Origin of the sequence: Microbulbifer zhoushanensis (genome assembly GCF_021729055.1) — a bacterium.
Taxonomy (GTDB): domain Bacteria; phylum Pseudomonadota; class Gammaproteobacteria; order Pseudomonadales; family Cellvibrionaceae; genus Microbulbifer; species Microbulbifer zhoushanensis.
In genome coordinates this window covers 188053-213687 of sequence record NZ_JAJSAO010000002.1, presented here as the reverse complement: position 1 = coordinate 213687, position 25635 = coordinate 188053, and the positions used below count along the sequence as shown (strand labels likewise).

General features: G+C 62.6%; 20 protein-coding genes. 9 read left to right on the top strand and 11 right to left on the bottom strand.

All coding sequences use genetic code 11. From position 1 onward, the window contains the following. Positions 1-65: 65 nt before the first annotated feature. The 9 genes from LVD10_RS04425 to LVD10_RS04385 form a co-directional block, all read right to left on the bottom strand. The gene (locus tag LVD10_RS04425) at positions 66-368 is read right to left on the bottom strand and encodes a hypothetical protein (RefSeq protein WP_232940039.1); all 303 of its coding nucleotides are present in this window, start codon (positions 366-368) and stop codon (positions 66-68) included. Continuing rightward, entirely contained in the window at positions 365-1039 is a 675-nt protein-coding gene (locus LVD10_RS04420) for a tetratricopeptide repeat protein (protein ID WP_232940037.1), read from the bottom strand. The genes LVD10_RS04425 and LVD10_RS04420 overlap by 4 nt, the downstream gene beginning before the upstream one ends. After that, complete coding sequence (locus LVD10_RS04415; protein ID WP_232940035.1) at positions 1026-3872, bottom strand: tetratricopeptide repeat protein; 2847 nt, start codon at positions 3870-3872, stop codon at positions 1026-1028. Before LVD10_RS04415 ends, LVD10_RS04420 begins: the two co-directional genes overlap by 14 nt. Further along, the gene (locus tag LVD10_RS04410; RefSeq protein WP_232940033.1) at positions 3869-5848 is read right to left on the bottom strand and encodes an ATP-binding protein; all 1980 of its coding nucleotides are present in this window, start codon (positions 5846-5848) and stop codon (positions 3869-3871) included. Before LVD10_RS04410 ends, LVD10_RS04415 begins: the two co-directional genes overlap by 4 nt. A gap of 18 nt (positions 5849-5866) precedes the next feature. Next, a complete protein-coding gene (locus tag LVD10_RS04405; protein ID WP_232940031.1) occupies positions 5867-6409 on the bottom strand; it encodes an AraC family transcriptional regulator in 543 nt (180 codons plus the stop codon). A 174-nt stretch (positions 6410-6583) separates the two neighbouring features. Beyond that, the gene (locus LVD10_RS04400; RefSeq protein ID WP_232940030.1) at positions 6584-7588 is read right to left on the bottom strand and encodes an FAD:protein FMN transferase; all 1005 of its coding nucleotides are present in this window, start codon (positions 7586-7588) and stop codon (positions 6584-6586) included. 44 nt (positions 7589-7632) lie between these two features. Further along, positions 7633-9204: a general secretion pathway protein GspF gene (locus LVD10_RS04395; protein ID WP_232940029.1), complete on the bottom strand. Its 1572-nt coding sequence runs from the start codon at positions 9202-9204 to the stop codon at positions 7633-7635. A gap of 101 nt (positions 9205-9305) precedes the next feature. Next, a complete protein-coding gene (locus tag LVD10_RS04390; RefSeq protein ID WP_237062039.1) occupies positions 9306-11813 on the bottom strand; it encodes a LamG domain-containing protein in 2508 nt (835 codons plus the stop codon). Positions 11814-11822: 9 nt separating this feature from the next. Further along, positions 11823-13040 (bottom strand): hypothetical protein, encoded by a 1218-nt coding sequence (locus tag LVD10_RS04385; RefSeq protein ID WP_232940027.1) that lies wholly within the window; start codon positions 13038-13040, stop codon positions 11823-11825. A 226-nt stretch (positions 13041-13266) separates the two neighbouring features. On the opposite strand from LVD10_RS04385, the gene LVD10_RS04380 reads away from it, so the two are divergent. The 8 genes from LVD10_RS04380 (at position 13267) to LVD10_RS04345 (ending at position 20584) form a co-directional block, all read left to right on the top strand. Then, a complete protein-coding gene (locus LVD10_RS04380) occupies positions 13267-15885 on the top strand; it encodes an HzsA-related protein (RefSeq protein WP_237062032.1) in 2619 nt (872 codons plus the stop codon). 3 nt (positions 15886-15888) lie between these two features. Further along, entirely contained in the window at positions 15889-16677 is a 789-nt protein-coding gene (locus tag LVD10_RS04375) for an outer membrane beta-barrel protein (protein ID WP_232940025.1), read from the top strand. After that, a complete protein-coding gene (locus tag LVD10_RS04370) occupies positions 16647-17303 on the top strand; it encodes an outer membrane beta-barrel domain-containing protein (protein ID WP_237062030.1) in 657 nt (218 codons plus the stop codon). Before LVD10_RS04375 ends, LVD10_RS04370 begins: the two co-directional genes overlap by 31 nt. A 90-nt stretch (positions 17304-17393) precedes the next feature. Further along, the gene (locus LVD10_RS04365) at positions 17394-17870 is read left to right on the top strand and encodes a TlpA family protein disulfide reductase (RefSeq protein ID WP_232940023.1); all 477 of its coding nucleotides are present in this window, start codon (positions 17394-17396) and stop codon (positions 17868-17870) included. A 3-nt stretch (positions 17871-17873) separates the two neighbouring features. After that, a complete protein-coding gene (locus tag LVD10_RS04360) occupies positions 17874-18104 on the top strand; it encodes a DUF4266 domain-containing protein (RefSeq protein ID WP_232940021.1) in 231 nt (76 codons plus the stop codon). Positions 18105-18252: 148 nt separating this feature from the next. After that, the gene (locus LVD10_RS04355; protein WP_232940019.1) at positions 18253-19314 is read left to right on the top strand and encodes a DUF3570 domain-containing protein; all 1062 of its coding nucleotides are present in this window, start codon (positions 18253-18255) and stop codon (positions 19312-19314) included. 80 nt (positions 19315-19394) lie between these two features. Further along, positions 19395-19955 (top strand): hypothetical protein, encoded by a 561-nt coding sequence (locus LVD10_RS04350; RefSeq protein ID WP_232940017.1) that lies wholly within the window; start codon positions 19395-19397, stop codon positions 19953-19955. 59 nt (positions 19956-20014) lie between these two features. Next, positions 20015-20584: a DJ-1 family glyoxalase III gene (locus LVD10_RS04345; RefSeq protein WP_237062029.1), complete on the top strand. Its 570-nt coding sequence runs from the start codon at positions 20015-20017 to the stop codon at positions 20582-20584. 152 nt (positions 20585-20736) lie between these two features. Here the strand turns inward: LVD10_RS04345 and LVD10_RS04340 are convergent, their stop codons facing one another. Beyond that, positions 20737-21513, bottom strand: coding sequence for a LuxR C-terminal-related transcriptional regulator (locus tag LVD10_RS04340; RefSeq protein ID WP_232940013.1), 777 nt, complete (start codon positions 21511-21513; stop codon positions 20737-20739). Between the two features lie 304 nt (positions 21514-21817). After that, a complete protein-coding gene (locus tag LVD10_RS04335) occupies positions 21818-22243 on the bottom strand; it encodes a DUF1810 domain-containing protein (RefSeq protein ID WP_232940011.1) in 426 nt (141 codons plus the stop codon). A 394-nt stretch (positions 22244-22637) separates the two neighbouring features. Between LVD10_RS04335 and LVD10_RS04330 the strand changes: the two genes are divergently transcribed. Continuing rightward, a complete protein-coding gene (locus LVD10_RS04330) occupies positions 22638-25604 on the top strand; it encodes a TonB-dependent receptor (protein ID WP_232940009.1) in 2967 nt (988 codons plus the stop codon). Positions 25605-25635: the final 31 nt, after the last annotated feature.

The window sequence follows — 25635 nt, the reverse complement described above, 5'->3', positions numbered from 1 at the left end:
GCACAGTCGCGCCCTGCAATTTTTAAAAAGTATTCCTGGCCACAGTTGCCTGCGATCCTGCCGGCCTATTCCGGCGACGAGTCGCTGTTGTCCTGGCCCGAGTTTTCCATTTCGCGCTGCAGCTCCGAGTATTCCTGGTGCTCGAATATATCGTCGATGGTCTGCGGCAGGCCGCCGTCAATTTTCTGCAGGCTGTCGGCCTGTTTCCACGGGATGATGTACAGCACCTTGGGTTGCTCCTGGCTGCCGATAATCGTCGATTCCAGTTCGATCGGCTCTTCGGCCTGTGCCGCCCCTGCCAGCGCGGTTAGCGCAAGCAGTGTGGTTGCCAGGTAGAGCCTGGTGCGTTGTGGTTGCGGTGATGTCATAGTCGGCGCTCCAGGTCGACGATCCAGCCGGCCAGCTGCCGGTCCGGTTCCTGTTCCGGGTCCCGCAACTGATGCAATTCCTGCGCCCGCCGGTAATGTTGCAGTGCTTCCTGCGGACGCTGCAGGTACAGGTCGTAGAGAATGCCCAGGTTGCGGTGGGCGGCGGCGAAGTCCGGCCAGCGTTCCAGCGCCCCGCGATAGTGTTGCTCTGCCGCGTCGAACTGTCCCCGGTCACGCAGTAGTGCCCCGAGCGTGTTCCAGGCAAATACATTGTCATCGTTGGCGGCAATGGCACTGCGCAGGCTCTGCTCGGCCTCGGTGTACTTTTCCAGGTGGCGCTGGACGATGCCCAGGTTGAGCCACAGCCCGGACAATTCCGGCCACTCTGCGGTAAGGCCCAGTAGCCGTTTCTCGGCCGCAGCGGCATCGCCGCTCTCCAGCAGCTCCCGCGCCTGTGCCATACCGCTGCGGGCCGCGCCCGGCACGGATACCCGGGAGGCCAGGTAGGGATTGGGGCTGGCGGCAGTGCCCGGCGCCGTGGCGCTGCCTGTTGCCCCGGGATCACCGCCCGCGCGCGGGCCGGTCTGGCTACAGGCGGCCAGCCACACCAGGGTGAGCACCACGGCTGCGCGGGTCACGACACGCGCGACGCTGTCATCAGTGCAGGGCATCGCTCCACTCCGCGGTTTGTTCCGGTTTCTGGTAGCGCGCCGGCAGCAGTTTTGCCAGCGAACGGAAGCTGCGACGCACCCAGTCGTCATACATTCCGTCGGCGGTGCGCTGGATATTGGCTTCGTGCAATTCGATGGCCTTTTCCTCAAACGGGAATGCCTGCTCTTCCAGCAGGATGTCGTACTGTTCCAGCTCCAGCGGGGATAGCCCCGGTGGTCGCTCGGAATCCATCAGGTCGCCGCTCAGGGTGCGGTAGACCTCCGCCAGGCGGAAGTTGGCCTGGGTGGAGAACTCGGCCACGCCCAGGTCGAGCACCTCGCGATAGTCCGCGACGGTGGTTTCCAGCGCGCGTTTCTTGCTGGCCAGGCTGGCCTTGAGTGGCAGTGCCAGCGGGATGCCGGCAAAAGCCTGGTAACTCTGTTCAGCCAGTTCGCTGCGGGCATAGGCTGCCAGGTAGCGGGCCCGCTCACTCCGCGGCTGCGCCTGGCCAAGGCGTTGCAGCCAGCGAGTGCGGGCACGGCTATCGCCGGCCTCGCCGGTCAGCTGTACCAGCTGGTACTGCGCCTCCAGCTGCTGTTCGCGGGGCTCCTGCCACTGTTCGCTGTACTGCTGGAAGGCCGCGATGGCGCGATCGGTCTCGCCCGCCTCGCGGAAACCCTCGGCGGCCAGGAACAGCGACTGGCGACGCACCTGCGGGTCCGCGTCCGACTGCGCCAGCCTGAGCAGCTCGGCCGACGCGGCGCCCGGCATCTGCAGGGCCTGGTAGATCACCACCGCCTTGGCAGTGAGGGTGGGGGTCAGGGCGTGGGCGGGGTAGTGACTGCGGAAATCCGCCAGTTCGGTGGCTGCGCGTTGCCACTGCTCAAGGGTCACCAGCTGGTTGATGGCATCGTACTGTGCGGTGGCGGCAATGTCGGTGCGCCCGCTGTCGCGGACCCGCAGCAGGTGAGTGATTGCCAGCTCGCTGTCTCCCTGCGCCAGGGCGGCCTCGGCCTGGCGGTAGATGGCGGCCTGCATTTTCTGCCGGGCAGTAGCCGCAATGGAATCACCTGCCGCAGGAACGCCTGCCGCAGGGACGCCTGCCGCAGTTCCCGCCAGCACGCGGGCGTAGGCCTGTTCCGCGGCCGGGTAATCCCGTTGCTCGAAATAGCTGTGGCCCAGCAGCAGGTTGAGGTTGCGGCGCTGCTGCAGGTCCGGTGGCGGCTGCCACCTGGCTGCGCGCTCGGCAGCAACGATCACTTCGGCGTAACGGCGTTGCTGGAACAGCTTGTCGGCAGCATCGAGCAATACCGGCAGCGCGCGCGGGTCGCGCGGCCAGGTATCGACAAAGTACTGCCCGGCCTCGATGGCACGATCCCGCCACAGGGTCGCCTGCTCGTCCCGTTGCCCGCCTGCGTTTGCCTGGGCGGCAGTCTCCCGGTAAACCGCCTCGGCGTTGAGGATCGCGGAATAGCCCGCTTCGGTGGCCTGCTCGTGTTTCGGGTAAGTGGAGGCCACGTTCCGGTAGGCCCGCCAGGCCCCGGCACGGTCGCCGGCCTGTTCCAGGCACTCCGCCAGCAGGAATGCCATTGCCGGCGTCTCGATGTCCTGCGGGAACGTCTCGGTGTACTCGCGGTACATGGCTGCGGCGGCGAGATAGGCCTGGCGTGCCCGGGTGGCCAGCTGGCGCCGTTCGCGCGGGCTGCCGGGCTGCTCTTGCTGCAGGGCCTGGGCGCGGGCGTGGTCGAAGCGCGCAAGCTCCGCCAGCCAGGGCCGCAGCCAGGCGCCCAGTTGTTCACGCTGGGTGTCGTCGGCCGCCTGCCAGTAATCGCTGTGGATGCCATAGCGCCGCACGAATTCGCGCTTGGCCGGCATCACCTCGGCGTCCAGCCCGGCCTGTTGCAGGGTTTCGATGGCGCGCAGGTGCAACGCCGGCGCCTCGGCGCTGCCGGGATAGTTTTCGACGAAGGCCAGGTAACTGTCGGCGCCCTCACGGAAACGCTCTTTCTCCCGGTACCAGTCCCCCAGCGCACGATAGATGCGGTGCTGGTAGGGACGCGCCCCGCGGTCCGGGTTGTAGGGCTCGATGGCGCCGGCGCCGCCCTGGTAACTGAATCCCAGCGCCAGCCCGCGCAGGCTGTCATCGGCCAGGCGGCGGTCGCCGCTGTCCAGTTCATCCAGCGGTGCGCGGCTGTGCAGGGTGTCGAGCAGGCCCAGGAAGGTGCGCGTCGAAGCCGGGTAGTCGGATGCCTTGAATTGCGACCAGCCGAGCATATAGCGGGCATTATCGGTAAACGGTGATTCGCCCTGGGCCAGCACGGCGTCGAAATCCCGTGCCGCGTCCCGGTAGCGGCGGTCGTTGAAGGCGGCCTCGCCGCGGCGGAACAGTACTTCGGCAATGAATGGCGATTCCGGCCTCGCGCTGGCGATATTTTCCAGTGCCTGCAGTGCGGCGCCCTGGTTGCCGTCCAGTGCCTCGGCCCGTGCCAGGCGGTAATTGAGGTAGTCATCGCCGGGTTGTGCGGCGACCAGTGCGCGGTAGCGTTCGATGGCGGGCTGGAAGGACACCCGCTGCCCGGGGTTGTCAGCCTGCAGCTGCTCCAGCCGCTCCATTTCCAGGTCGGCCAGGCGCATCCTGATCTGCCGGCGCACGGCGGGATCCTGCTGGTCCACGAGCGCCTGCTTGTAGTTGCGCTGGAGTGTATCGATCTGTACCTGCGGAATCCGGATATCCGGTTCAGCCGGCAGGCCGGCACCGGGCAGGTCCGCGAGGGTGGCAACCTGTGGCTGGCTGCAGCCGGCCAGGGCCAGGCTGCACACTGCGGCGGCCAGCAGGTGACGGGGATGCTTCACGGTGCGCCCCCCGCCAGTTCCGAGGCCGGGGCTGCTTCCCGCCCGCCTGGTGCCTGTTCGTGGGTGGTGCCTTCCTGGAGGGCGGCATCCTGCAGCCGGGCGATAGCCAGCCGGGTATGGGCACTGTATTGGCGCAGGCGCTGGTCGACCCGTGCCAGTTCAGCGCGCAGGTCGCGCCGGATGTCGGCTTCCAGCACCGCACTGGCGCGGTTGACCGCGCGCTGCTGGCTGCGCACCCGGGGCAGTGCAGACTGCACCCGCGCGCCCAGGCTGCTGAGCTGGGGAGCCCGCTCGGCAGTCTGCTGTAATTGCCGGCGATTGCCCGCCGCTTGTTCCAGCGCCACACCGACGCTGTCGAGCGCGCGCTGCTGCCGCCACAGGTTGTCGTGCCAGGCCTGCGCGGCCTGCCAGAGCAGCAGCCCGTGGGCGCGCGCCAGTACCTGCCGCTCCCGCTCACCGACTTTGCCCGACGCCTGCAGTTGCCGGTAGAGCCGCGCTGCCCGCTGTTGCAGGGCGAGCAGCTCCACCGCCGGATCGTCTTCCGTTGCGCCAGCCTGCATCAGTGCCAGGGCATCGCGCTCGCGTTCAATCTTTTCCAGGCCCGCGCGCAGTTGCCGGTACCTTTCGCGGGCCAGGTCCACCTGCTGGTCGAACTGGGCACTGCGGTAATCCGCCAGGATCGACTGGCGACGCTCACTGCGGGCACGCAGCAACTGCTGGAACAGCGGCAGGCGCGCCTGCCAGCGCTCCAGTACCCGCTGCAACTGGTGCAGGTCGCGCAATTCGGAAAGTCGCAGCTGGAACCGGTCGCTGTCCAGCAGCCGCTTCAGGTAGCGACGCTTGTCCGCCACCGGGCCGGGCACCTCGGCCGGCAACAGCCAGCCATAGCGCTGCGCCTCACCGGCGCCGGCGGCTGGTGCCAGCGCCAGGGTATCGAGCTGCTGTGCCAGGCGTGCAATGTCGTCCCGGGCCCGCTGGTATTGCTGTTGCGCATGGCGGTAACTTTGCAGCGCCGCCCGCGGGCGCGCCAGCTGTTCATAACTGTAGGGCAGTGCTACCAGCGCCTCCTGTACCTCGGGGGAGAGCGGGCTGCGCTGGATTAAAAAGTGCAGCGCGTCGTTGGCGGCGTTGTAGTCGCCGCCCTTGATGGCCGCCCACCCCAGCCCCAGCAGGGCGCGATCGGACCAGGGGGTGTGCAGGCGCACCCGGCGGAACTCCGTCATCGCTGCAGCGAAATCCTCTTGCAGGGTAAGGCTGTAGCCGGCGCCGGTATACGCCTTGTCCCGCAATACCAGTAATTGCTCCGCGGGTTCGTCGATCCCGTCCACGAGCGCCACCGCCAGGCGATAGTGAGTGGTTGCTTCGGCCAGGCGCCCGCCCCGCGCCAGGGCCGCAGCCAGGTTCAGGTGGCCGAGGATGCGCTTTGCCGGCGGCAGGGCCTCCACCACCGGCCCGCGGCCGTCCAGCAAGGCTTCAGCGCGCGCCAGCTCACCGTTGCGCAGCGCCAGGTTGAGGCCCAGGTCGGTTGTGTCGGCGGCGCCGGACAGTTGCAGTTGGCGTGCGCTGCTGTCCCATTCCCGTCGCAGGTAATTGAGCTCGGCCAGCTTCATCCAGGCTACCGCGCGGTAGCGCTCGTTATCGGCACTGTCGACCTGCTGCAGTTGTTCGTTAAATAAAATTTCGGCGCGATCGTGTAGCCCGAATGCCAGTGCGATGCCGCCCTCGATCAGGGCCGCGTTGTCGCGGTGCGCATGCAGTTCACTCCGGTGTCCGGCCACCTGCAGGGTACTCAGGGCATCGAAATAATTGCCCTGGAAGTAATCGTAAAGGCCGGCGCCGTAGCGCATATCCTGGGCCTGCTGGTAAGGCCTGTCCTGCTGGCCGGCACCATCCCCATTGTCATCGCGATCCTGCGCCCACGGGCTGGCCCCGGCGCCGGAGAGGGCCGCAGCGAGGACAAGACGGGAGCAAAACACGCGGAACATCATGTTGGTTTACGGCGCGGGCCACTCCACCAGCTCAAACTCGGGCTGCTGGCGTTCGGCCGAGTCGGCGATGCGCAACTCGATCACCGCGGGCTCGTCGGTCTTTTCCAGCTCCAGTGTGGCGGCACGCTTGTACTCGCGCCCCTGCGGCCCGATGCCGGTAAAGAATGCGGTCACGGTATAAGTGCCGGATTTCAGGTTGCCCTTGAACAACGGCTGGATGCCGCCGCGGACCAGTGCATCCCGCTGGTGTTCGGTGTACAGGTGGCTCGCGCTCAGCTTGTTGTCGATATGCAGTTTTACCGCATCGAGCTGGAAGTAATGGCCCACGTCCATCGAGACGTAGAAGGCCACCTGGCTCTGTGCCGGATAGAGCAGGTCCTCCTCGAGGATCAGCAGGTCGCGATTGAGCTTGAGCACATTCTCTTTCAGGTCTTCCACGGCACCGGCGGAGTAAGCGTTATCGGCGGCCTGTGCCGGCACGCCGGTGGCGAAAACGAGGAGGAAAGCGAATTGCTGGATACAGCGGCGCATGGGAACAGCCTTTGTCATATTTTCTCTTGTAGGAGCGGCCGCTGGCCGCGAAAGCCGCTGCGGATCAGTCAATTGCAAGATCGCGGCCAGCGGCCGCTCCTACGATAGTCTCGATTGCCGTGAATTATCTCAGGGGATCATGTCGCGGGTGTGATGCGGTTGGCAATTCTCCCATGGCGACGAATACCCGAATTATTTTGGCTGTTGCAGGCCCCTGCTGAAGTACAGTTGCCGGTTACTGTCGATCACAATGGCCTCGAATTCCGGCAGTCGATCGATCAGTGCCAGCCCGCGCTTCTTGCCCAGCACAAAGACACTGGTGGACAGCGGATCTGTGTCGAAACCCCGGGGACCGATCACACTGACACTGATCAGCCGGTCACTATCTGTTTCCCCGGTCTCTGCCGGCAGTCCGGTCGTCGGGTCGAAAATATGGTGCACTCGTGATTCATCGTTATCGATGAAGAAACGCTCGTAATCCCCCGAAGTGGAGATGGCAGTATTCTCGAGCGGGATCACCGCGGCATTTTTCGATTTTTCCCGCGGGTGGCGGATGCCCACCAGCCAGGGTTTGCCGCGGCGGTCGCCGAGCATGCGCGCATCGCCACCGGCGCTGACACTGGCGTGGTGCACACCGGCGCCGCGCAGTATGGCCACGGCGCGATCCACGGCATAACCCTTGGCGATACCGCCCAGGTCAATGCGTGTATCCGGGTGGGCAAACGCCAGCGTGCCCTGTTCCCGGTCGAGTTGCAGGTGGTGATAATCAATCGCCGGCAGCAGTTTCTCTGTGGTTTCAGTGTCGGCGCGGCGACCCGCGCGAAAGTTGTAGTGCTGGCCGAGCGATGCGTAGGTGATATCGAAGGCGCCGCCAGTCTGCTCGCTGTACCACAGGGACTTGTCGACCAGGTCTGCCAGCTCGTCGGTAATCGCCACCGCGCCTGTTGCTGCGGTGCGGTTGACCTGGGACAGCTCGCTGTTGTCGCGGTAGGGCGACAGCGCCGCGTCCAGTCGCCGGAATTCAGCCAGCACTGCCTTTTTTAAATCTTCCGCGCGGGCGCGGTCCTCGTGCCAGAGCTGCACGGTCACCTCGGTGCCCATGATGGCCTCACGGGCATAGTGCCACTCGGCCAGCGCCGGGGTTGCCAGCAGCAGTGCCAGGCAACCGGCGACAGTATTTCGATACCACTTGGTCATTGGATTTTTATCGGGGATTCCTGGTCACCGCTGCGCTGCGGCCGTTAAACAATGGGTGCGAAAGCGGTCATGCTGTCCATCAGGCTGGCATTGCCCAGGCCGTGGTTCGGGAACAGGTTGGCGAAATTTCCCTGCTCACCGTGCAGGGCCATGTAATTCAGCACCACCGTTTCCACCAGCAGGTTGACGTTGTTGGCGGCCGGGCTGGAAGCCGTTTCCACGTCGCCCGAAGCGCGCATGTAGCCCAGCTGCTGGTGCAGCGCCTGGTCGGCGGCGTTGCCTCCCAGCAGCTGCGGCCGCCCGGCCGGGTTGTAGACCAGGAAAAACGAAGCGGCAGTCTGCTGGTTATCCCCGGTCCAGACCCCCTTGCCGCGCCCCTCGATGGAATCGTCGAGCATGCCGTTGCTGAATACCGATCCATCACTGAACACATAGATCATTACCGGCTTGCCCAGTCGCGCGGCGTATTCCAGGCAGGCGCCGATACAGCGGCCGGCGCGCAGGTCGCGGATCTCGCCGGTGGCGCGGTCGCCGGTGTGGTAGTCGTATCCGCCCATGGTGATGGTGCCGGCGCCGGCATAGCCGTTGATCACCAGCTTCATCGCCGCGGCGGTTTTCTGGAACTCGCGGTCGCCGCTCAGTTCGGCACTGGTAAAGATGCCTGCGGGACCGACAATATCCGGGTCCAGTTCCGGGTTGAGCGCGCCGGGGTCGCCGAACCGATCCGCCAGGTCGGCACTCTTCATATAACCGCAGCGCACCAGGTCCTTGATCACCGCGTCGGCGCTGACCCGGGTATTGACCCGCCCCAGTTTGGCGTCGGAGATACGATACATGGACTCCATCACCGCCACCGTATCCTCCTGGCTCAGCAGGCCCACCAGGTCGCCCACGTCCACCAGCCCGGTGACATCGGAGGCCCGGTCCACCTTGGTGGGACGCACCTCGGGGTTGATCATGGCGGCGGGGGCCATGGAGTTGCCCCCGGACTCGCTGGTGGAGGAACCGATCAGGCCCAGCAGGGATCCGTCGGCGCCGGCGCGGTTGATGCCGTACATGGGGTTGTGTGGGTTGTTGCCGGTGTCATTCTCCGAGCGCGCCGGGATCACGGCGCCATTGACCGCCGCTGCGGTGCCGGCAGTAACCTTGTCAAGAATCCCGCGCAGCATGCCGCTGTCACTGTGGAAAGCCAGCCCCAGGTCGGTATTGGTAAAACTGTTGCCGGCGGCGTCGGTGATGGAGGGCACCATATCGCCGGGCAATCCCTGCTTGCCGTAGCCGGCGGTGCTGAGGAAATCCATCTGGCCACCGCGCTGGCCCACCAGCACATTGGAGCCGGCGATATTGGCCCCACCGGCGAGGTCGAAGCAGATAAACGGAATCTTGCCGGCCCCGGTGGCACTCACACCGCACTGCTGGCGCAGCGCCTCCAGGTCGGATGACAGTGCGGCCTGCGCCGCCTGCGGATTGGCGAACAGGCTGAATACCGAGCCGCCCATCAGGGTGGCGAGGCCGGCACGAAAACCCTGGCCGAGAAAGTCCCGCCGCGATACCGGCCGGTGGTGGTCCGGGTGCCGCAGGGGTTCGTCGAGGTCGAAATGCTTTTTCTTGCTCATGGTCTCTGTCCGGGCTGGGGCGGCATGCCGGCCCACCGGAATGCCTTGGGAGTTTCAGTTCACCTGCGCGGCCGGGGCCGCGGTCCAGTACTTGATAGCTGTCAGTGGATCAGTGTCATCGCGCTGCCCATGGCGGCGGCACAGACTGCCTTGACGGTGGTCTCGGTGCGGTTGGCCGCGCAGCTGCTGCCGCAGGCGGTCATGGTGCCGATCAGGCTGTCCAGTTCGCCTTCCACCGCAGCCAGGTCCGGCGCAGTGGACAATTGCGAGGTTGTGCCGTCGTGCCAGTTCATCTGGTGGCCGAGCAGGTTTTCCACCAGCGGGTCGATGACCTGCGCACGCTTACTGGCGCTGTCGAAGGCGGAGCTGGCCGGGGCACTGAAGTCGAAGCCGGCAAAATAGTTGCTGCGCGCGCTGGCGTCGTCCACCAGCACACTGCAGTATTTCACCGCCAGCTGGGTAATGCCCATCTGCTGGGCCGCCAGGAAACCGCGTATATCACTTTCCACCGGCAGCTGGCGTTTGACCTTCTCCCAGGTCTCGGCAACCTGCGGATGGCTACTGGCAATGCCGGTGGCACGGGACAGGTTGGCCAGTATCTGCTCGAAGCGGCGCAGGCCGATCCGCGGCTGCGGATCCAGGTCGGCCGGTTGCGCCGGCGGCGCCGGGGTTGGCTCGACCCGGGCGAAGGTGGCATCGCCGAGGCGCTCGAAGGTCAGGAAAAACTCATCGGATTCCGGGCCCTTGTCCACCGAAATGATCGACCCCAGGCGCGACAGCAGCTGTCCTTCCCCGGGCGTGTAATCCGTGGCGTTGATCGTGGTCGAAAGGTTGGCCCAGGCCTGCCCCACTTCCGACTCGCGCCCGTTGATACCGATGCGCATGCCCTCGAGCGGAAATCCGGTGGGTTCAATGCTGTTGTCCAGGCTGATGAACTTGGGGGCACTGAAGAGGTAGCCGTAATTGTCGAACAGCTGTACCTCGAACATTACATAGCCCTGCGGCACACCGGTGTGCTCTTCCACCTTGAACAGCAGGAAGTATTTTTCGCCCACACCGGCGCTGTAGTTGGTGGCGATGTCCTCCGCCGACAGGGCGCGGGAATGGACCGCCAGCAGTCGCACGGAGCCCTGCCACTGGTTGTCATTGGAGACCTCGCTGCCCACCGCCAGGGCAAAGGTGTCATCCCAGGTGCCCAGCAGCGCCGGGTCGGTGGGATCCATATCGCCGGTATATTCCCCGTTGACGTAAAGCTTGCGTCCCTCGAGTGGGTCGTAGGTGGCCACCACATGCTGCAGGGTGGCCTGGACCCGCTCGGCCATGTCGTCGGTAACCAGTGCCGGCATGCCATCGGCGTCGGTGGTGTCGCCGCGATTCTGGAAGGTGTAGTTATACATCGCCTGGCCGAGGGTGAAATTGCGGATATTGTTGCCGCCGGAATAGGTGACGATCCGCGCCGGTCCCTCCTGGGATACATTGGCCGGTGCGACCCAGGCTTCGATGGAGTACTCGCCAGTGGCGGTCAGGGTATCGAACAGCTTGCGGCTGGTAGCCGTGGCTCCCTGTGCCTTGCCGCCCTTCATCTGCAGTCCCCAGGAGCCCAGCCACTCCACATCCCCGGACAGGGTCAGGTCGATGGCCGGGTCCACGCCGGAGGTGTCATAGGCGGTAGTGCCGCTGCCGGTCTTGAATTCATACAGGGCGATGGCGTTGTTCTCGATGCGCCCACCGCTGCTGGCGACAATGCCATCGGTCATGCGCAGGGCCTTGCTGATCACCCAGTCGGGATCCACGGCACTGAGCGGGATGCTGTCGGCAAAGGCCTGGATGGCCGCGGTCATCTCATCCTCGTTCGCGGCGCAGTCATCCCAGCAATTGTGGAATTCCTGCCCCAGGCGCACCGAGAAGCGCGAGTTGGCCGGGGTGTCCAGGTTCATGCGTGTCTTCGCCGCCTCGTAGGCCTGCTCCACGTCGACACTGGCAAAATAGGGCTGCTGTGCCGTGGCCGCATCCTCACTGTGGCAGCCCGCGCAATAGGTGCGCAGCAGTGGATAGACGGTGCTGCCGAAACTGCCGCTGGACGTCGGGAAGCTCTTGCTCTGGCCGGGCTCGCGCTCTACCGGCGCGGTGAGCTGCACGGTATTGACCAGGCTGCCGCTCTCCCGGGCCCATTCCTCGATATAGTTGGTGATGATCTCGGCGCAGGCACTGGCGCTGTCGAGCCAACAGTTATGCCCGCTGCCCACCTTGGTCACCAGTCGCGATTCCGCCGGGCGGGCCAGGTCGACCAGGTCCCGTCCCTCATCGTAGGCGGTGTTGATATTGTCGCCGCGCACAAACCGCGGGCTCTGGCCGCCCTCGACATGACAGCTGCCGCAGCGATCCTCGCCGGCCAGGTTGTCCCAGATAAAGCGCTTGTACTGCTGCACATCCTCGTCCCGCGGGGCCGGGCCGGAATAGGTTACGCCGCCACCGGTATTGCCACTGGTATCCGGGAGCTGCTCGGTGTCCTGCCCACTGCCACCACTACAGCCCGCCAGGGCGGCCGCCATGGCCAGGCTGGTCAGCAGGGCGGTGCGGGGCGCGGCGAAAATCCTCTGGTTTGTCATGGCCATGTCCTATTCCCCCGCGCAGTAAATCGCCGAATCGGCGTATACCTGCTTGAGGCGATACCCCCCGCCCACAAAGCTCTCGGTAATGGTATCCACCGCAGCGCGGTCGCTGCTGTCCTCCGGCGCGCGCAGGCACACCTGGCGGAATACCTTGGTCACCTGGCAGCGGGCAAAGGCATCGCTGCTGGCCAGTTCCTCACCCAGCGACTTGGCACCATTGCCGCCGCCAGGCAGGGCCGCGTCCCAGCCCAGGTGCTGGTTGGGTCCCTGGCGCCAGTAGTTGTCCCAGCGATCGTCGGGGACGATAAAGCCGTGGGGGAAGTTGGCGCTGTTGATCTGGTTCTTGGCCTTGACCCGGCTGCCGGTGGCCGGGTCGGTCTCGCCGGCGACGTTGTAATCCAGCCGGCCATTCTCGCCGGTGGGATCGCTGTCCGGGTCGTAGGCGTAGTCGTAATAGGCAAATGCCTGGGCCATGGGATCCATGCCGCTATGACAACCAACGCAATTGTTCTGGAAGACACGACTGTCGCCGCCGGGGCTGCGGCTCACATCCTGGCGAATACGGTCCGGTGGGCGGGTGGTGTCCTGTACCTGCTCCAGGTCGCGGCACAGGTGGTTGAGCAGGGTGTAGCGGAACATGGCGCGGTTGGTGCCGGCATAGAAAAACGCCTTGGCGCCGGCGCGAGTGGTCATTACCCCGGCGGTGGCTGCCGCCGGCAGGCCGGTTACCGAGGACTGACTGCGTTGCACCAGGCTGTCCCGGAGGGAATAGCCTCCGCTCTCCAGGGCCTCGTAGTGATTGTTGTTGCTGTTGCTGTAACCGGGTAGGCCGAGCCCGCTGTCACCGGTGTAAATGATATTGCCGGACAGTACCTGGCGGAAATCCAGGTCGTCGCGCACGATCCCGATCACCGTTGCGGTGTAGTCGTTCAACGGTGCGAATACATCGCGGTCGCGATTGGTCCAGGGAGTGGCAATGTTTTTCAGCGTGACATTGTAAAAGGCGTTGTTTTCCATCGCCGTATAGGCGGCGGCTTCCGGGTTGCCATCGCCGATATCCCGGGCCATATCCAGTAAGACAGTTTCAGTGGGCTTGATACCAGTCAGGCGGCTGTGCATCTGCAGGGCCTGTTCCTGTGGCGCAGCCAGGGCCATTGCCGAGCAAAGTGCACTGCCCAGTGCGATACCGGTAGCCAGTTGCCGTCGCACGCGGGTTGGTTTCATATCCATTGAAAAGGGAGCCAGCTGAGAGTTTGAGACCTGCGATGGTAAGAGCTGGCTACCGATTTGCCAGCGCCACTGCCGAGAAGTGGGTTGCAGTTGGCATTTTCAGCGTGATTGCCTTGAGTGTTGTCATGGTGGCGGAGAGAATTCCATGGGCCGCAGTCTAGGTTAATGGAATTTATTGGGGTTGGCGTAAGTGAATATTACAGCGAGATTAATTTGCACTTTGCCAGTCCTGTGCCTGCTGCACGCCTGTAGTGGTGGCAGCGGGAATGGCGGCTCGAGCACCGGCGGTGACCAGGCCGAAGACCCGGTAGTCGTAGATTTTCCAGTAGCGTTTGTGCGCAGGCAGCTGGGTTTCGAGGACGACGGTGCACTCAGCGAAGACAATATTTATCGCCCGGACAATTTTAATCCCGGGGCGGAGCTGGTAATCAAGGATCGCGCCACGCCCAGTGCGCCGGAACGGGCGCTGACGGCCGGTTTGTTTGAGGGCGAGTACGACGTCAAGGACCTGAATGTCTCGCCCGATGGTGAAACCCTGGTGTTCGCCATGCGCGCCCCGGAGATCGAGGATGCCGATGACGATGAACAGCCCACCTGGAATATCTGGGTCTACGAGCGTGATTCCGACACCCTGCGCCGGGTTATCGACTCCGACCTGATTGCCGAGCAGGGGGAGGATATTGGCCCCGCCTTCCTGCCCGACGGCCGTATCGTATTCACTTCCACACGCCAGCGTCGCTCGCGGGCGTTGCTGCTGGACGATAACAAACCGCAGTTTTCATCACTGGCAGAAGACCTGCAACAGGAGGCCTTCGTCCTGCATGTCATGGAAGGGGACGGCTCCGATATCCGGCAGATTTCCTACAACCAGAGCCACGACCTGCACCCGACGGTCCTGGACGATGGCCGGGTGCTGTTCAATCGCTGGGACAATATGGCCGGGGTGGACAATCTCTCCCTCTATACCGTCGATCCCGATGGCACCGGCCTGGCCTTTCACTACGGTTACCACAGCCAGCAGACCGGCACCGGTGAAAGCGAGGCAGCGTTCGTACGGCCTCGGGAACTGTCTGACGGCCGCCTGCTGGTGACCCTGCGCGGCCCCGAGGGAATTACTTTTGGCGGTGACCTGGTGGCCATCGACAGCATCGAATACACCGAGGCCTACACGCCGCCGGTGGAGGGCAGTGATGCACCGCGGGAGCTGGTGGGCCAGGCCTCCATTTCCGTGGACGAGGTCATTACTGACGGCACCCTCTCCCCCCATGGGCTGTTTGCGTCCGCCTGGCCGTTTTACGACGGTACCAGTCGCCTGCTGGTGAGCTGGAGTGAGTGCCGGGTGCTGGAACCGGAGACCGAGCTGCCGCGGCCCTGTACCGACGAGTGGCTGGCAATCCCCGATATTATGCCGGCAGACCCGCTTTACGGGCTGTGGATCTATGACTATGCAGAGGGCACCCAGCAGCCGATCGTGGTGGCCGAAGAGGGTCAGATGATCAGCGAGGGTGTCACCCTGGAGCCGCGCACAGTGCCGGAGTATATCCCGGAGCTGATTCCGGCCACCGAGCTGGACCGGGAACTGGTGGACGAGGGTGCGGGTGTGCTGGATATCCGCAGCGTCTACGATTTTGATGGCGAGGATATCGCCGGAATCCCGCCGCTTGCAGATCCCGCAGAGACCACCGCTGCCGAGCGACCGGCCCGGTACCTGCGGGTGATCAAGGGGGTGGGTATCCCGGATGACAGTGTGCTCGATTTCGATGCTTCCGCATTCGGTCGCAGCCGCGCCCAGGGCATGCGCGAAATCCTCGGTTATACGCCGATCCAGCCGGACGGCTCGGTGCGGGTCAAACTGCCGGCGGATATGCCGCTGGCGATCGGCGTGGTGGATGCCAACGGTCGTCGCATTGCCGGGCGCCATCGCAGCTGGCTGCAGCTGCGCGCCGGTGAGGTGCGCCAGTGTAACGGTTGCCACACCGGCGACAGCGAGGTACCCCACGGGCGCCCGGACAAGAACCCGGATCCCGCCTGGGGCGGTGCCGCCACCTCCGGAATCCCTTTCCCCAATACCGAGCCCGCGCTGGTGGCGGAAATGGGCGAGACCATGGCGCAGCTGCTGGCGCGCATCGCCGGTGAGGCAGAGCTCGGGGGCGATATCGCTTTCGCGGACCTGTGGACCGACCCCGCCGTCCGCGCCAAGGACCCCAGCACCACTATCCCCTATGCCGACCTGGCCACCGCGCAGCCGGTGAGCCCCACCTGTCGCGACAGCTGGGCGCCCGGCTGCCGCAGCGTGATCCACTACCCGCTGCATATCCAGCCGCTGTGGGAACGGGAGCGCCCGGTTACTGATGGCGCGGGCAATGTAGTGGCCGACAACCGCTGCCTGCAGTGCCATTCCAGCCGTGACGCCAATGGCATGGCCCGGGTACCCGCCGCGCAACTGGACCTGGCCTCACAGGCTTCACCCTTTAATGCCGACTGGATGACTTCATACGTGGAGCTGTCATTCGACAATCCCACCCAGGAACTGGTGGACGGTGCATTGCAGGAAGTGCTGGTGCAGGACCGGGACGACGATGGCAACCTGCTGTACGAGACCGATGAGGACGGCAACCTGGTGCTGGACGAGAACGGCAACCCGATCCCGGTGATGGTGGTGGTGGAAATCGAGCGTATCGTCGGTAATTCTGCCAACGGCAGTCGCTTCTTCGATGTGTTTGCAGCCGGCGCCAGCCACGCGGGCTACCTGGAGCCGGCGGAACTGCGGTTGATCTCTGAATGGATTGATATCGGTGCGCAGTATTACAACAACCCGTTCGAAGCGCCGGTGAACTGAATCATGGACAGTCCGTTGTATCATCCGGATTTCCTCGCTCGCCGGCTGCTCCTGGCCCTGGTGTGCACACTGCTGCCGGCGATCGGTCATGCCAGTGGCGCACCCACTGCACCGCCGGCTGACGCGGAGCAGGTATTTGTCGAGTCCCCCTACGTAAACATCTACACCGGCCCCGGGCGCGGCTACCCGATCTTTCATGTGGCCGAGCACGGCGAGCCCCTGTGGCTGCTGAAGCGTCGCACCGACTGGGTGAAAGTGGCGACCCGCAAAAATATCCGTGGCTGGACGCGTATCGCCGACCTGGCCGAGATCCGTGATGCCGGGGGCGAGCCCGTGCGAATCCCGCTGCCGGATTACAGCGACTACCGCTCGCAACGCTTTAACCTCGGCTTTACCTACGGCGATTTCGAGGGCGCCAATGCCATGGGGGTGAGTCTGGGCTACCGCTTTACCGCCAACCTTTCCGGCGAGCTGCGGGCCACCCAGGCAGTGGGAGAATTTTCCGACAGCCAGACTTACCAGGTGGCAGTGTTGCACCAACCGTTTCCGCAGTGGCGGGTGTCGCCCTACTTCATGCTCGGCACCGGAATCAATATTACCTCCCCCAACGCCACCATTGTCGCCACGGAAGACCGGCAGGATACGGCAATGCTGACCGGCTTTGGTTTGCGCACACACCTGTCGCGGCAGTTTGCCCTGCGCGCGGAAGTAGCCAATCACTACCTGCTCACCTCGCGGGAGAGCAACCAGGAGATTTACGAATGGAAACTGGGCTTCGACGTCTTTCTGTAATCGCGGCCGCATACCTGGCAGCGCTGGTCGCGGGACCGGCCAGTGCGCAGCAGGATACGACGGTACTGGATGACATCGTCTCGCCCGGCCTTGAGCGGCGTGAGATTCGCGAGGCGGATATCGACAGTGAGAATTTTGAGGTCACCGCATTCCTCGGCGGCATTATGAACGTGGAGGATTTCGGCTCCAACGCGGTTTACGGCGGCGCGCTCGCATACCATATCAGCGAGGACTTCTTTATGGAGGCCGGCTACGGCCAGACCGAGCTGGGGGAATCCAGTTTTGAGCGCCTGAGCGGTGCCGCGCCGCTGCTGACCGATGAAGAGCGGGAACTCAGTTACTACAACCTGTCACTGGCCTGGAACCTGTTCCCGGGTGAATACTTTGCTTTCGACGACTGGGCCCTGAACGGCGGTTTCTACCTGGTTGGCGGCATTGGCAATACCAGTTTCGCCGACGAGGACCACTTTACCTATAACATCGGTGCCGGTATCCGTGTACTGCCCACCGACTGGCTGTCGCTGCGGCTGGACGTGCGCGACCATATTTTTGAGCACGAGCTGTTTGGCGAGGCCCAGGTGACCAACAACCTCTCCGCCCAGCTGGGCCTGTCGGTATATTTCTGAGCGGCCGGCTGTACCAGGACTTTTTGAGTTCACCACCATCCAGACAACAACGTCCAGAAAACCATAACCAGATAACAACAGGGAACCATCATGTTTCGTTTTCTAGCCACCATAACCCTGGCACTGACTGCATCCTTGGCCGGCGCCAACGCCCCCTCGCCGGACTTTACCCTGGCCTCCAACAGCGGCGACAACCTGCGCCTGGCTGAGCAACGCGGCGAGGTGATCATGCTCAATTTCTGGGCTTCCTGGTGCGGTCCCTGTCGCCAGGAGATGCCATTGCTGGATGACCTGCATGCACGCTACAGCGCCGCGGGTTTCCAGGTCTGGGGCGTCAATGTAGATGCCCAGCGCAGTGACGCAGAGCAGATGCTGGCGAAGATCCCGGTTGATTTCCCCATCCTGTTCGACAGCGGCAGCGATGTAAGCAAGAAGTTCGGTATCGATGCCATGCCCAGTAGTGTCTTCATTGATCGCAGCGGCAAGGTGCGCCACATCCATCGCGGCTATCGCGAGGGCGACGAGGCGGCCTACAAGAAAATCATCAAGGAACTGATCCGGGAGTAACCCATGTTTTCCACCCTGCGTCGCCTGGCGTTACTCGGCACCGGCATGGCGCTGCTCAGCGGCTGTTCTGTCAGTCCCTGGGTGGCCCCCTACGAGCGGCATTACCTGGCCGACCCGATCATGGCGTTCGAAATGGACCCGGTGGCTGCCGGTTATATGAATCATGTGTACGAGGCCCGCGAAGCGGCCCGGGGTGCGGAAGGGGGGAGTGGCGGTGGCTGCGGCTGCAACTAAAAATTCGCTTCAGGGCTGCTGCGCTCCACATTTCGGCACCCGGCGGTGCTCGCGTCATTCAGGTACGTTCGGTGGACTGCTGGCAATCCTGCTGGCTTTTCCTGTAATTGCGCTTGCCGCGGTACTCCCCGAGGAGCGCGCCGATACCATGTACCACTCTTACAGTGGCGGCGGGGTGACGATCGACGGGCCGTCGATACTGGTGCGGAAAAATGTGGGCAACTCGGTATCCCTGTCGGCCAACTATTACGTCGATATGATCTCCGGCGCCTCCATCGACGTGGAGGCGACCGCCAGTCCCTACTCGGAACAGCGGGATGAATATTCCCTGGGCGCCGACTACCTGGTGGACAAGACCACGGTCAGCATTGGTTATACCAACAGCTCGGAGAACGATTACCAGGCGGAGACAGTAGCCTTTGGTATCAGCCAGGCATTCTTCGGCGAGCTGAGCACCCTGGATATGCGGGTAAGCTTTGGCAACGACGATGTTTTCCGCAATGGTGACCCGGACTTCGCCGCCGATGCACAGCACCGGCGTTACGCGGTCAACTGGAACCAGATCCTGACCACTAAACTGATTGCCGAGCTGAGTGTGGAAACGGTCGCGGACGAGGGTTTCCTGAACAACCCCTATCGCACAGTACGCTACGCCGATCCCGCCTCGGCCCTGGGATTCAGTTACCAGCCGGAGATCTACCCGACCACCCGCAACAGTGATGCAGTGGCACTGCGGGCAAAGTATCGCCTGCCCTACCGGGCTGCCATACGGGCCGAATACCGGCGTTATGCGGACAGCTGGGGTGTCGAGGCTGACAATATCGAGTTTCGCTATACCCACCCCCTGAGGGAGCAGGATGAATGGATCCTCGAGGGAAAGCTGCGCTTTTACCAGCAGGACGCTGCAGATTTTTACAGTGACCTCTTTCCCTACCGCGATGCCACAAATTTCCGTGCGCGGGACAAGGAGCTGAGTAATTTCTCCGATATCTCCATCGGTATCGGCGTCGCCTACGTGCTGCCTGAACGCTGGTCCCTGTTCGACCGCAAAAACACCATCAACTTCTACTGGGACCATATCCTGTTTGAGTACGATGATTTCCGCGATGTCACCGTGCACAACCCGGAAAACACTATTGCCCCGGGGGAGGAACCCGGCTACAGCTTTGGGGCCAATGTGATCCGGCTGTTCTGGTCGGTAAGGCTGTAATTGCCGTCCACCGGGTTGCCTGATCGTGCTAACCTCGGCCTGATTAAAATAATAAACAGGCTGAGGTTTCCGGAATGGCAATGAACATCACTTCCTATTTTTCCGAAGTGCTTAACGCTCCCCTGGCCAATCCCCAGTGGTCCTGGGGCAGTGAAAATACCACCAACGTATTCCTGCGCACCTGGACCCCGGAGAAGGTGGCCGACAACAAGGTCTTTGTTGTCGACCTGGCTGCAGATGACCCGCGCCTGGGGCAAGCCGAGCGCATCCGCCAGGTCGAAAGTATCCGGGCGGGCAAGCGGGGCTTTATTGTCATGTTGACGCCGCTGGACCCGGATGCAGAAAGCTATCGTATCGGGGCCTACGATGAGGTCGTCTACCCGATCATTTCACTGGAGCAGGAGGAGGAGCTGGTCTTTGCCATTATCGGCGAGGGTATCAGTGTGGCCGCTGCCAATGGATTTGATGCAGAGGCAGAATTGCAAAAACTCGCGGACTCCCCCGCCGCCGCGCAGGTACAGAAAGCCGTCAATCTGCGCTGGAACCTGATCGCGGTCAATGGCGATATCGTAGTATTTGAGAGTCCCCGCAACCGGCAAAAGATGTACGTGAATGCGGTAACCGGGGAGTACTGGCGCTAGCCCGTGGCCGATGGGCCAGCGCACATCTTTAAGCAGGAGGCACAAGCCAGGGAGGCAAGGTGAAAACAGAAAAGCGGGTACTGGTGCCCATTGCCGATGGCAGTGAGGAGATCGAGGCGGTCACGGTGATCGATGTGCTGCGCCGTGCCGGCGCGAACGTCACTGTCGCCTCGGTCATGGCGTCACAAACCATCACCGCATCCCGTGGTGTGGTGATAACGGCGGATTGCCTGCTGGCTGATTGTGAGCGGGCCTGGGACCTGATTGTCCTGCCCGGCGGTATGCCGGGCGCGGAACACCTGGCCGGCTGTGCAGCGCTGGTGGAGATGGCCAGGGAGCAGTTGGCCGCTGGCCACTGGCTGGGGGCAATCTGCGCGGCGCCGGTAGTCGTGCTTGGCCGGCACGGGATGCTGGACCAGCGGATTGCTACCTGTCACGAGGGATTTCGGCAAGAGCTTGGCGAGCAGGCTCTTGCCGCCAGAGGTGAACCGGTTGTCTGTGATCGCAACCTGGTCACCAGCCAGGCGCCGGGAACGGCCATGGCATTTGCACTCACCCTGGTGGAATGCCTCTATGGCGAAAAGCAGCGCCAGTCAGTAGCCGCACCGATGGCAGTCACTAGTAGCTGAAAGCGCGGTACATCCTTGTACCGCTAAACCTCGGGCTCTGCGTCCTTTCTTGGGAGGTCGATTTCATTTTCCCGGTTGGCCGGCCATTCACAATAGCCCCTTGGGGCTATTTGGCAGCTGTCATGATTACACGTCATGACATGCCGGTATATTTACAGCAGCCCCTGCGTGATGCACTTGGTAATCAGTTGCCCCACATTTTTGCAGGCGGATTTTTTCATGATGTTCTTGCGGTGGTTCTTGACCGTATCCACCGCGATATACAACCTGGCCGCTATCTCCCGGCTGGTCATTCCCTGGGATAGCAGGCGGATCACTTCCATCTCCCGGTCGGTAAACAGTGGCTGTGAAGCCGCCGGCACGGGGGCCTCATTTTCGATCTCAATATTCAGGAAGGAGGGCTCCCCCAGCATGCCGATCACCGACAGCCGGTGATTACTTTCGCTACTCAGGTGACTGATATTGGTGTGGATATTCAGGCTCTTGCTCAGGCGGTTATTTTCATCCTCTGTGAGCATGATCGCCTGGTGATTGAACAGCTGGTAAGAACCATCGGCTGTACGGAAGCGAAAGCAGTATGAAATCTTGTACAGCTTGCGTTTCTCCGGTGGGATCCGCTCGTAGACGATTTCGATCGCCCGTTGCTCGGCGCGGGAAACAAAACCCATGTCGTCCGGGTGCACACAATCGAGGATATCCTGGAAAGTGACCGTTTCCGGCTGGAGCCCGTGGATAGCGGTGATCGATGGGCTGACATAATCCAGGTGAAAGGTCTTGAAATCGACCACGTAAAAATAAAATGGTCCACTGCTGAATACGGAGGACACCAGGTTATCCAGGTCGTACCTCTCAAGTCCCACATGGGTGTCGCTCAAATGCTGGCGGGAGGATTCCCAAACGGCTTTCAGTAGCTGCGTATCCGGCTTCATCCACTGCTCTTTCTGTTGTTGGTTTTCTCAGCGGCCACAGTCGGGAAGGTTCCGGCGCGTCGTCCACAGTGTGGATACAGGCGATTGTGATCCCTGCCGCCCTGGCCCGAAGCTGGTGCAGGAAGCGATTCCTGCGTTACTGGTTCTCAAAATCTGTGTGATTTATATCACATAATTAAATATTTTCTACTGTTGAAAGCGGACATCGCAGCATTTCTGGCCGTAAAAGGGGCTGGGACAGGAAAGTCAGGCAGTGATCTCGTGCGCCTCATGCGGCTGCATCCCCTTGTTGTATCTGGACGGCTCAGGCTCCCAGCAGCTCCAGGCTCCGGCGATCCCGCTCGCCGCCATAGTATCGCTCCAGCACCCGCCCAAAGGGGCTGTTCGCTCCCGCCACCTGTTCAAACAGTGTCATCGATGACTTCAGCTTCATGTCATCGGGGCTGCCAAGGATCTCGTGTGCTGAAAGTCCCTCCAGCTGCAGTAGCTGTTCGCAGCACTCCCGGAGGCGTGTGCCCAGTACCGGGTGCTGCAGGTAAGCGCGGGCCTCGTCCAGGCTGCCGATGGCATAGCGCTGTGCCATGGGGCTGTGGCCCAGGCCCTCGACCTGGGGGAATACAAACCACATCCAGTGGCTGCGCTTGTTGCCGGCCTTTAGTTCCGCGAGTACCGACTCGTAACAGGGGGCCTGGGCGTTCACAAAGCGCTCGAGGTCGAACGGATCACTCATTTTCTCTGGTTCCGACATGTAATGGCTTAATTTGGGGCTATTTTAGTCCCGGCCAGCGGCCGGTTTGTGGACCATCGGTCATCTTTCGCTGCACCAGTTTGGACCGTCCGATCGCGCAAAATCCCTGTTGCCGCGCATTTAATCCGGGATATCCTGTTTGTGCCCTCCCTGAATTGATGTACTCGTCAAACCCGGCAGTATTCAATCGCAGCGAAGAAGCGTTGTCGCGCCCCGAATCAGACCCGGAACACTGCCCCGGGAATGATGTGGTAGCCGGGCGACAGCAGCAAAGCTGGCCAGTGACGTGCCAGTAACCGCGATAAAGATAGAACAGGCTTCGCCAGGGCAGTATCCAGAGAGAGTCAAAAGAACCTAATAATTCGGGGAAAGGCTGATGAGAAGAAAAATTTTCCACAAAGACCGTCTCGCGGTCACAATTTCCATGGCCCTGGGCGCAACCATGCTGCCCTCGGGTGCCCTGGCCCAGGACGCAGCCCTGGAAGAAGTAGTGGTTACTGGCATTCGCGCCAGTCTGAACCGTTCCATGGACGTCAAGCGTGATAGCGATGGTATCGTGGATGCCATTTCGGCCGAGGATATCGGCAAGTTCCCGGACACCAATCTGGCCGAATCCATGCAGCGGATCACCGGCGTGTCCATCGACCGGGTTAACGGGGAAGGCAGCCGGGTTACCGTGCGCGGTATTAACCCTGACTACAACCTGGTTACCCTGAACGGTCGCCAGCTGGCGCGCACCACCGGCGGTCGCTCCTTCGACTTCCAGAATATTGCCTCCGAGATGGTGAGTGGTGTACAGGTCGCCAAGAGCAGCAATGCCCTGGTGCCGAGCGGTGGTATCGGTTCTACCATCAACCTGCTTTCTGCCCGCCCGCTCGAGATTGGCGAGCGTCGCCTGCAGTTCGCCACCAAGGGCGTGATGGATGAGTCCTCCGAAGAGGCTAACATCACCCCGGAATACTCCGGTTTCTATGCCGATACCTTCGCCGATGGTGAATTCGGTGTAGTCATCGCCGCCAGTGTCCAGGAGCGCGAGAGCGGCAGCCAGCAGGGTCTGGTTGGCACCGGTTGGCGCAGCTTTGCGGGTACCGTGGACCAGAACTGGGGTGCCGGTACTGCTGAGTGGGGCGGCGTGCCCCAGGAAAACCAGGTTAACCGTCCCGGTCCTGACGACATCTACTCAGTGCCGCAGACTACCGTCTATAAGTTCGAAGAGCAGCAGCGCAAGCGCACCAACGGCCAGCTGGTCCTGCAGTGGGCGCCGACCGACGACATCACTGCGACCATGGACTACATGTACTATTCGAACGATATCGCGAAGCAGTACAACGATATCTCGGCCTGGTACAACTTCGGCCCGTCTGAAAACGTCTGGTCCGATGGCCCTATCGCCACTCCGCTGATCTACTCCGAGAGTTACGGCGCCCCGGCTGACCTGTCCATGGCTGCCGGTGAGAGCGCCGAGGCCTACCGCGGCCAGACCCTGGGTGTAAACCTGGAGTGGGACGTCAACGAGAGCCTGTCCCTGGCATTCGATGCCCACACCTCTGACGCCGAGCGTCGCCCCGACAGCCCCTGGGGTTCAGATGCCCTGCTGTCCACCGCGGCCTTCGTGCGCACCAGCGCTACCACCGATTTCACTGAGGCCCTCCCGGCTCTGTCTGTCGGTGGCGGCAACGACGTACAGCCGTCCGACATGCTGGTCACCGGTAGCGTGTTCACCAACTCCCGTGACCGCTCCGATATCGATGCATTCCGCTTCAGCGGTAACTTCGAGCTGAATGAGTCCAGTGACATCGACTTCGGCCTGAGCATGCAGGCGGTTACCAATCGCTCGCAGATGGCAGTAGTGCAGCGCGACGCCTGGGGCGGTGCAGGCCCGGCCAGCGACCTGGACGATTCCCTGTTCCCGGCCGATTCCATCCAAGACAAGTTCGATATCGCCACTGGTGATTTCTCCGAGATCGGCGGTGCAGATGCACAGAATGTCTACTTCGACTGGGATTTCGAGACTGTGCGCGCGATCGCCGAAGACCTGTACGGTGACGATATCTGGCCGGGGCTGGTCGGCGACTGCGGCACCCAGTTCTGCCCGTCTACCGCCTATGACCAGGCCACCGACCGCACTACCGAAGAGACCACTACTGCCGCCTTCGCGCAGTATAACTTCGAGTCTGCGTTCCAGACCGGTGCTGGCGAGATGCCCTATGAGTTGAACCTGGGCCTGCGTTACGAGACCACTGAGGTGGATTCGGAATCCGCATCGCCGACTTACGACCAGGCTATCTGGGGTTCTGCCAACGAGGTTGTGCTGGTGAATTCCGGTACTGGCTTCCTGTCCCAGACCGCAGATTACGACTACTGGCTGCCCAGTGTGAACTTCAAGATGGATGTCACTGAGGACGTCGTTGTTCGCGCTGCTGCTAGCGAGACCATCGGTCGCCCGAGCTACGACGCCATCAAGGGCGGTACTTCCATTGGCTCCCTGGCCCGTATCGACGGTGGCAGCGGCTCTGCCGGTAACCCGGCACTGCTGCCGCTCGAGTCCACCAACTTCGACCTGTCGGTTGAGTGGTACTACGGTGAGTCCAGCTACGCGTCAGCGGGTTACTTCACCAAGCGGATTGCCAACTTCATCTCCAACGGCACCACCGAGTCCGAGATCTTCGGTATCCCGAACCCGGCACAGGGTGCACTGGTACAGGCGGCCCGTGATGCTGGCTTCACTGATGTGAATGATATTCGCCAGTATATCGGTGACAACTTCGCCGATGACCCCTACGTAGACGTAGGCGCGGATGGTACCGTCACGATCACCGGCAACCCGGAGACCGACCCGGCAATGACCTTCCTGCTGAGCATTCCCGAGAACGGTGACCGGAAGGAAACCATCGATGGCTGGGAATTCGCGGTACAGCACATGTTTGGTGAGACCGGCTTTGGTGTGATCGCTAACTACACCATTGTAGAGGCGGGTGTTGAGTACAACCCCTACCTGCTGCAGGACCAGGAAGCGATGATCGGCCTGAGCGATTCTGCCAACCTGGTGGGCTTCTATGACAAGAACGGCTTCCAGGCGCGTATCGCCTACAACTGGCGCGATGACTTCCTGAACTCCCGTGGTCAGGGCACTGGTGCCAACCCGGCGTACACTGAGGCTTACAGCCAGATCGACCTGAACATCGGCTACGAGGTTCCGCAGGTTGAAGGTCTGGAGGTCTTCCTCGAAGGCCTGAATGTGACCGATGAGTACAGCCGTGTGTATGGCCGTTCCAGCCAGCAGACCCTGGGTGTATACCAGGGTGGGGCCCGCTGGCAGATGGGTGCACGCTACGCTTTCTAAGCAATAGCGTGACGCACATCTTCTAGCAGAG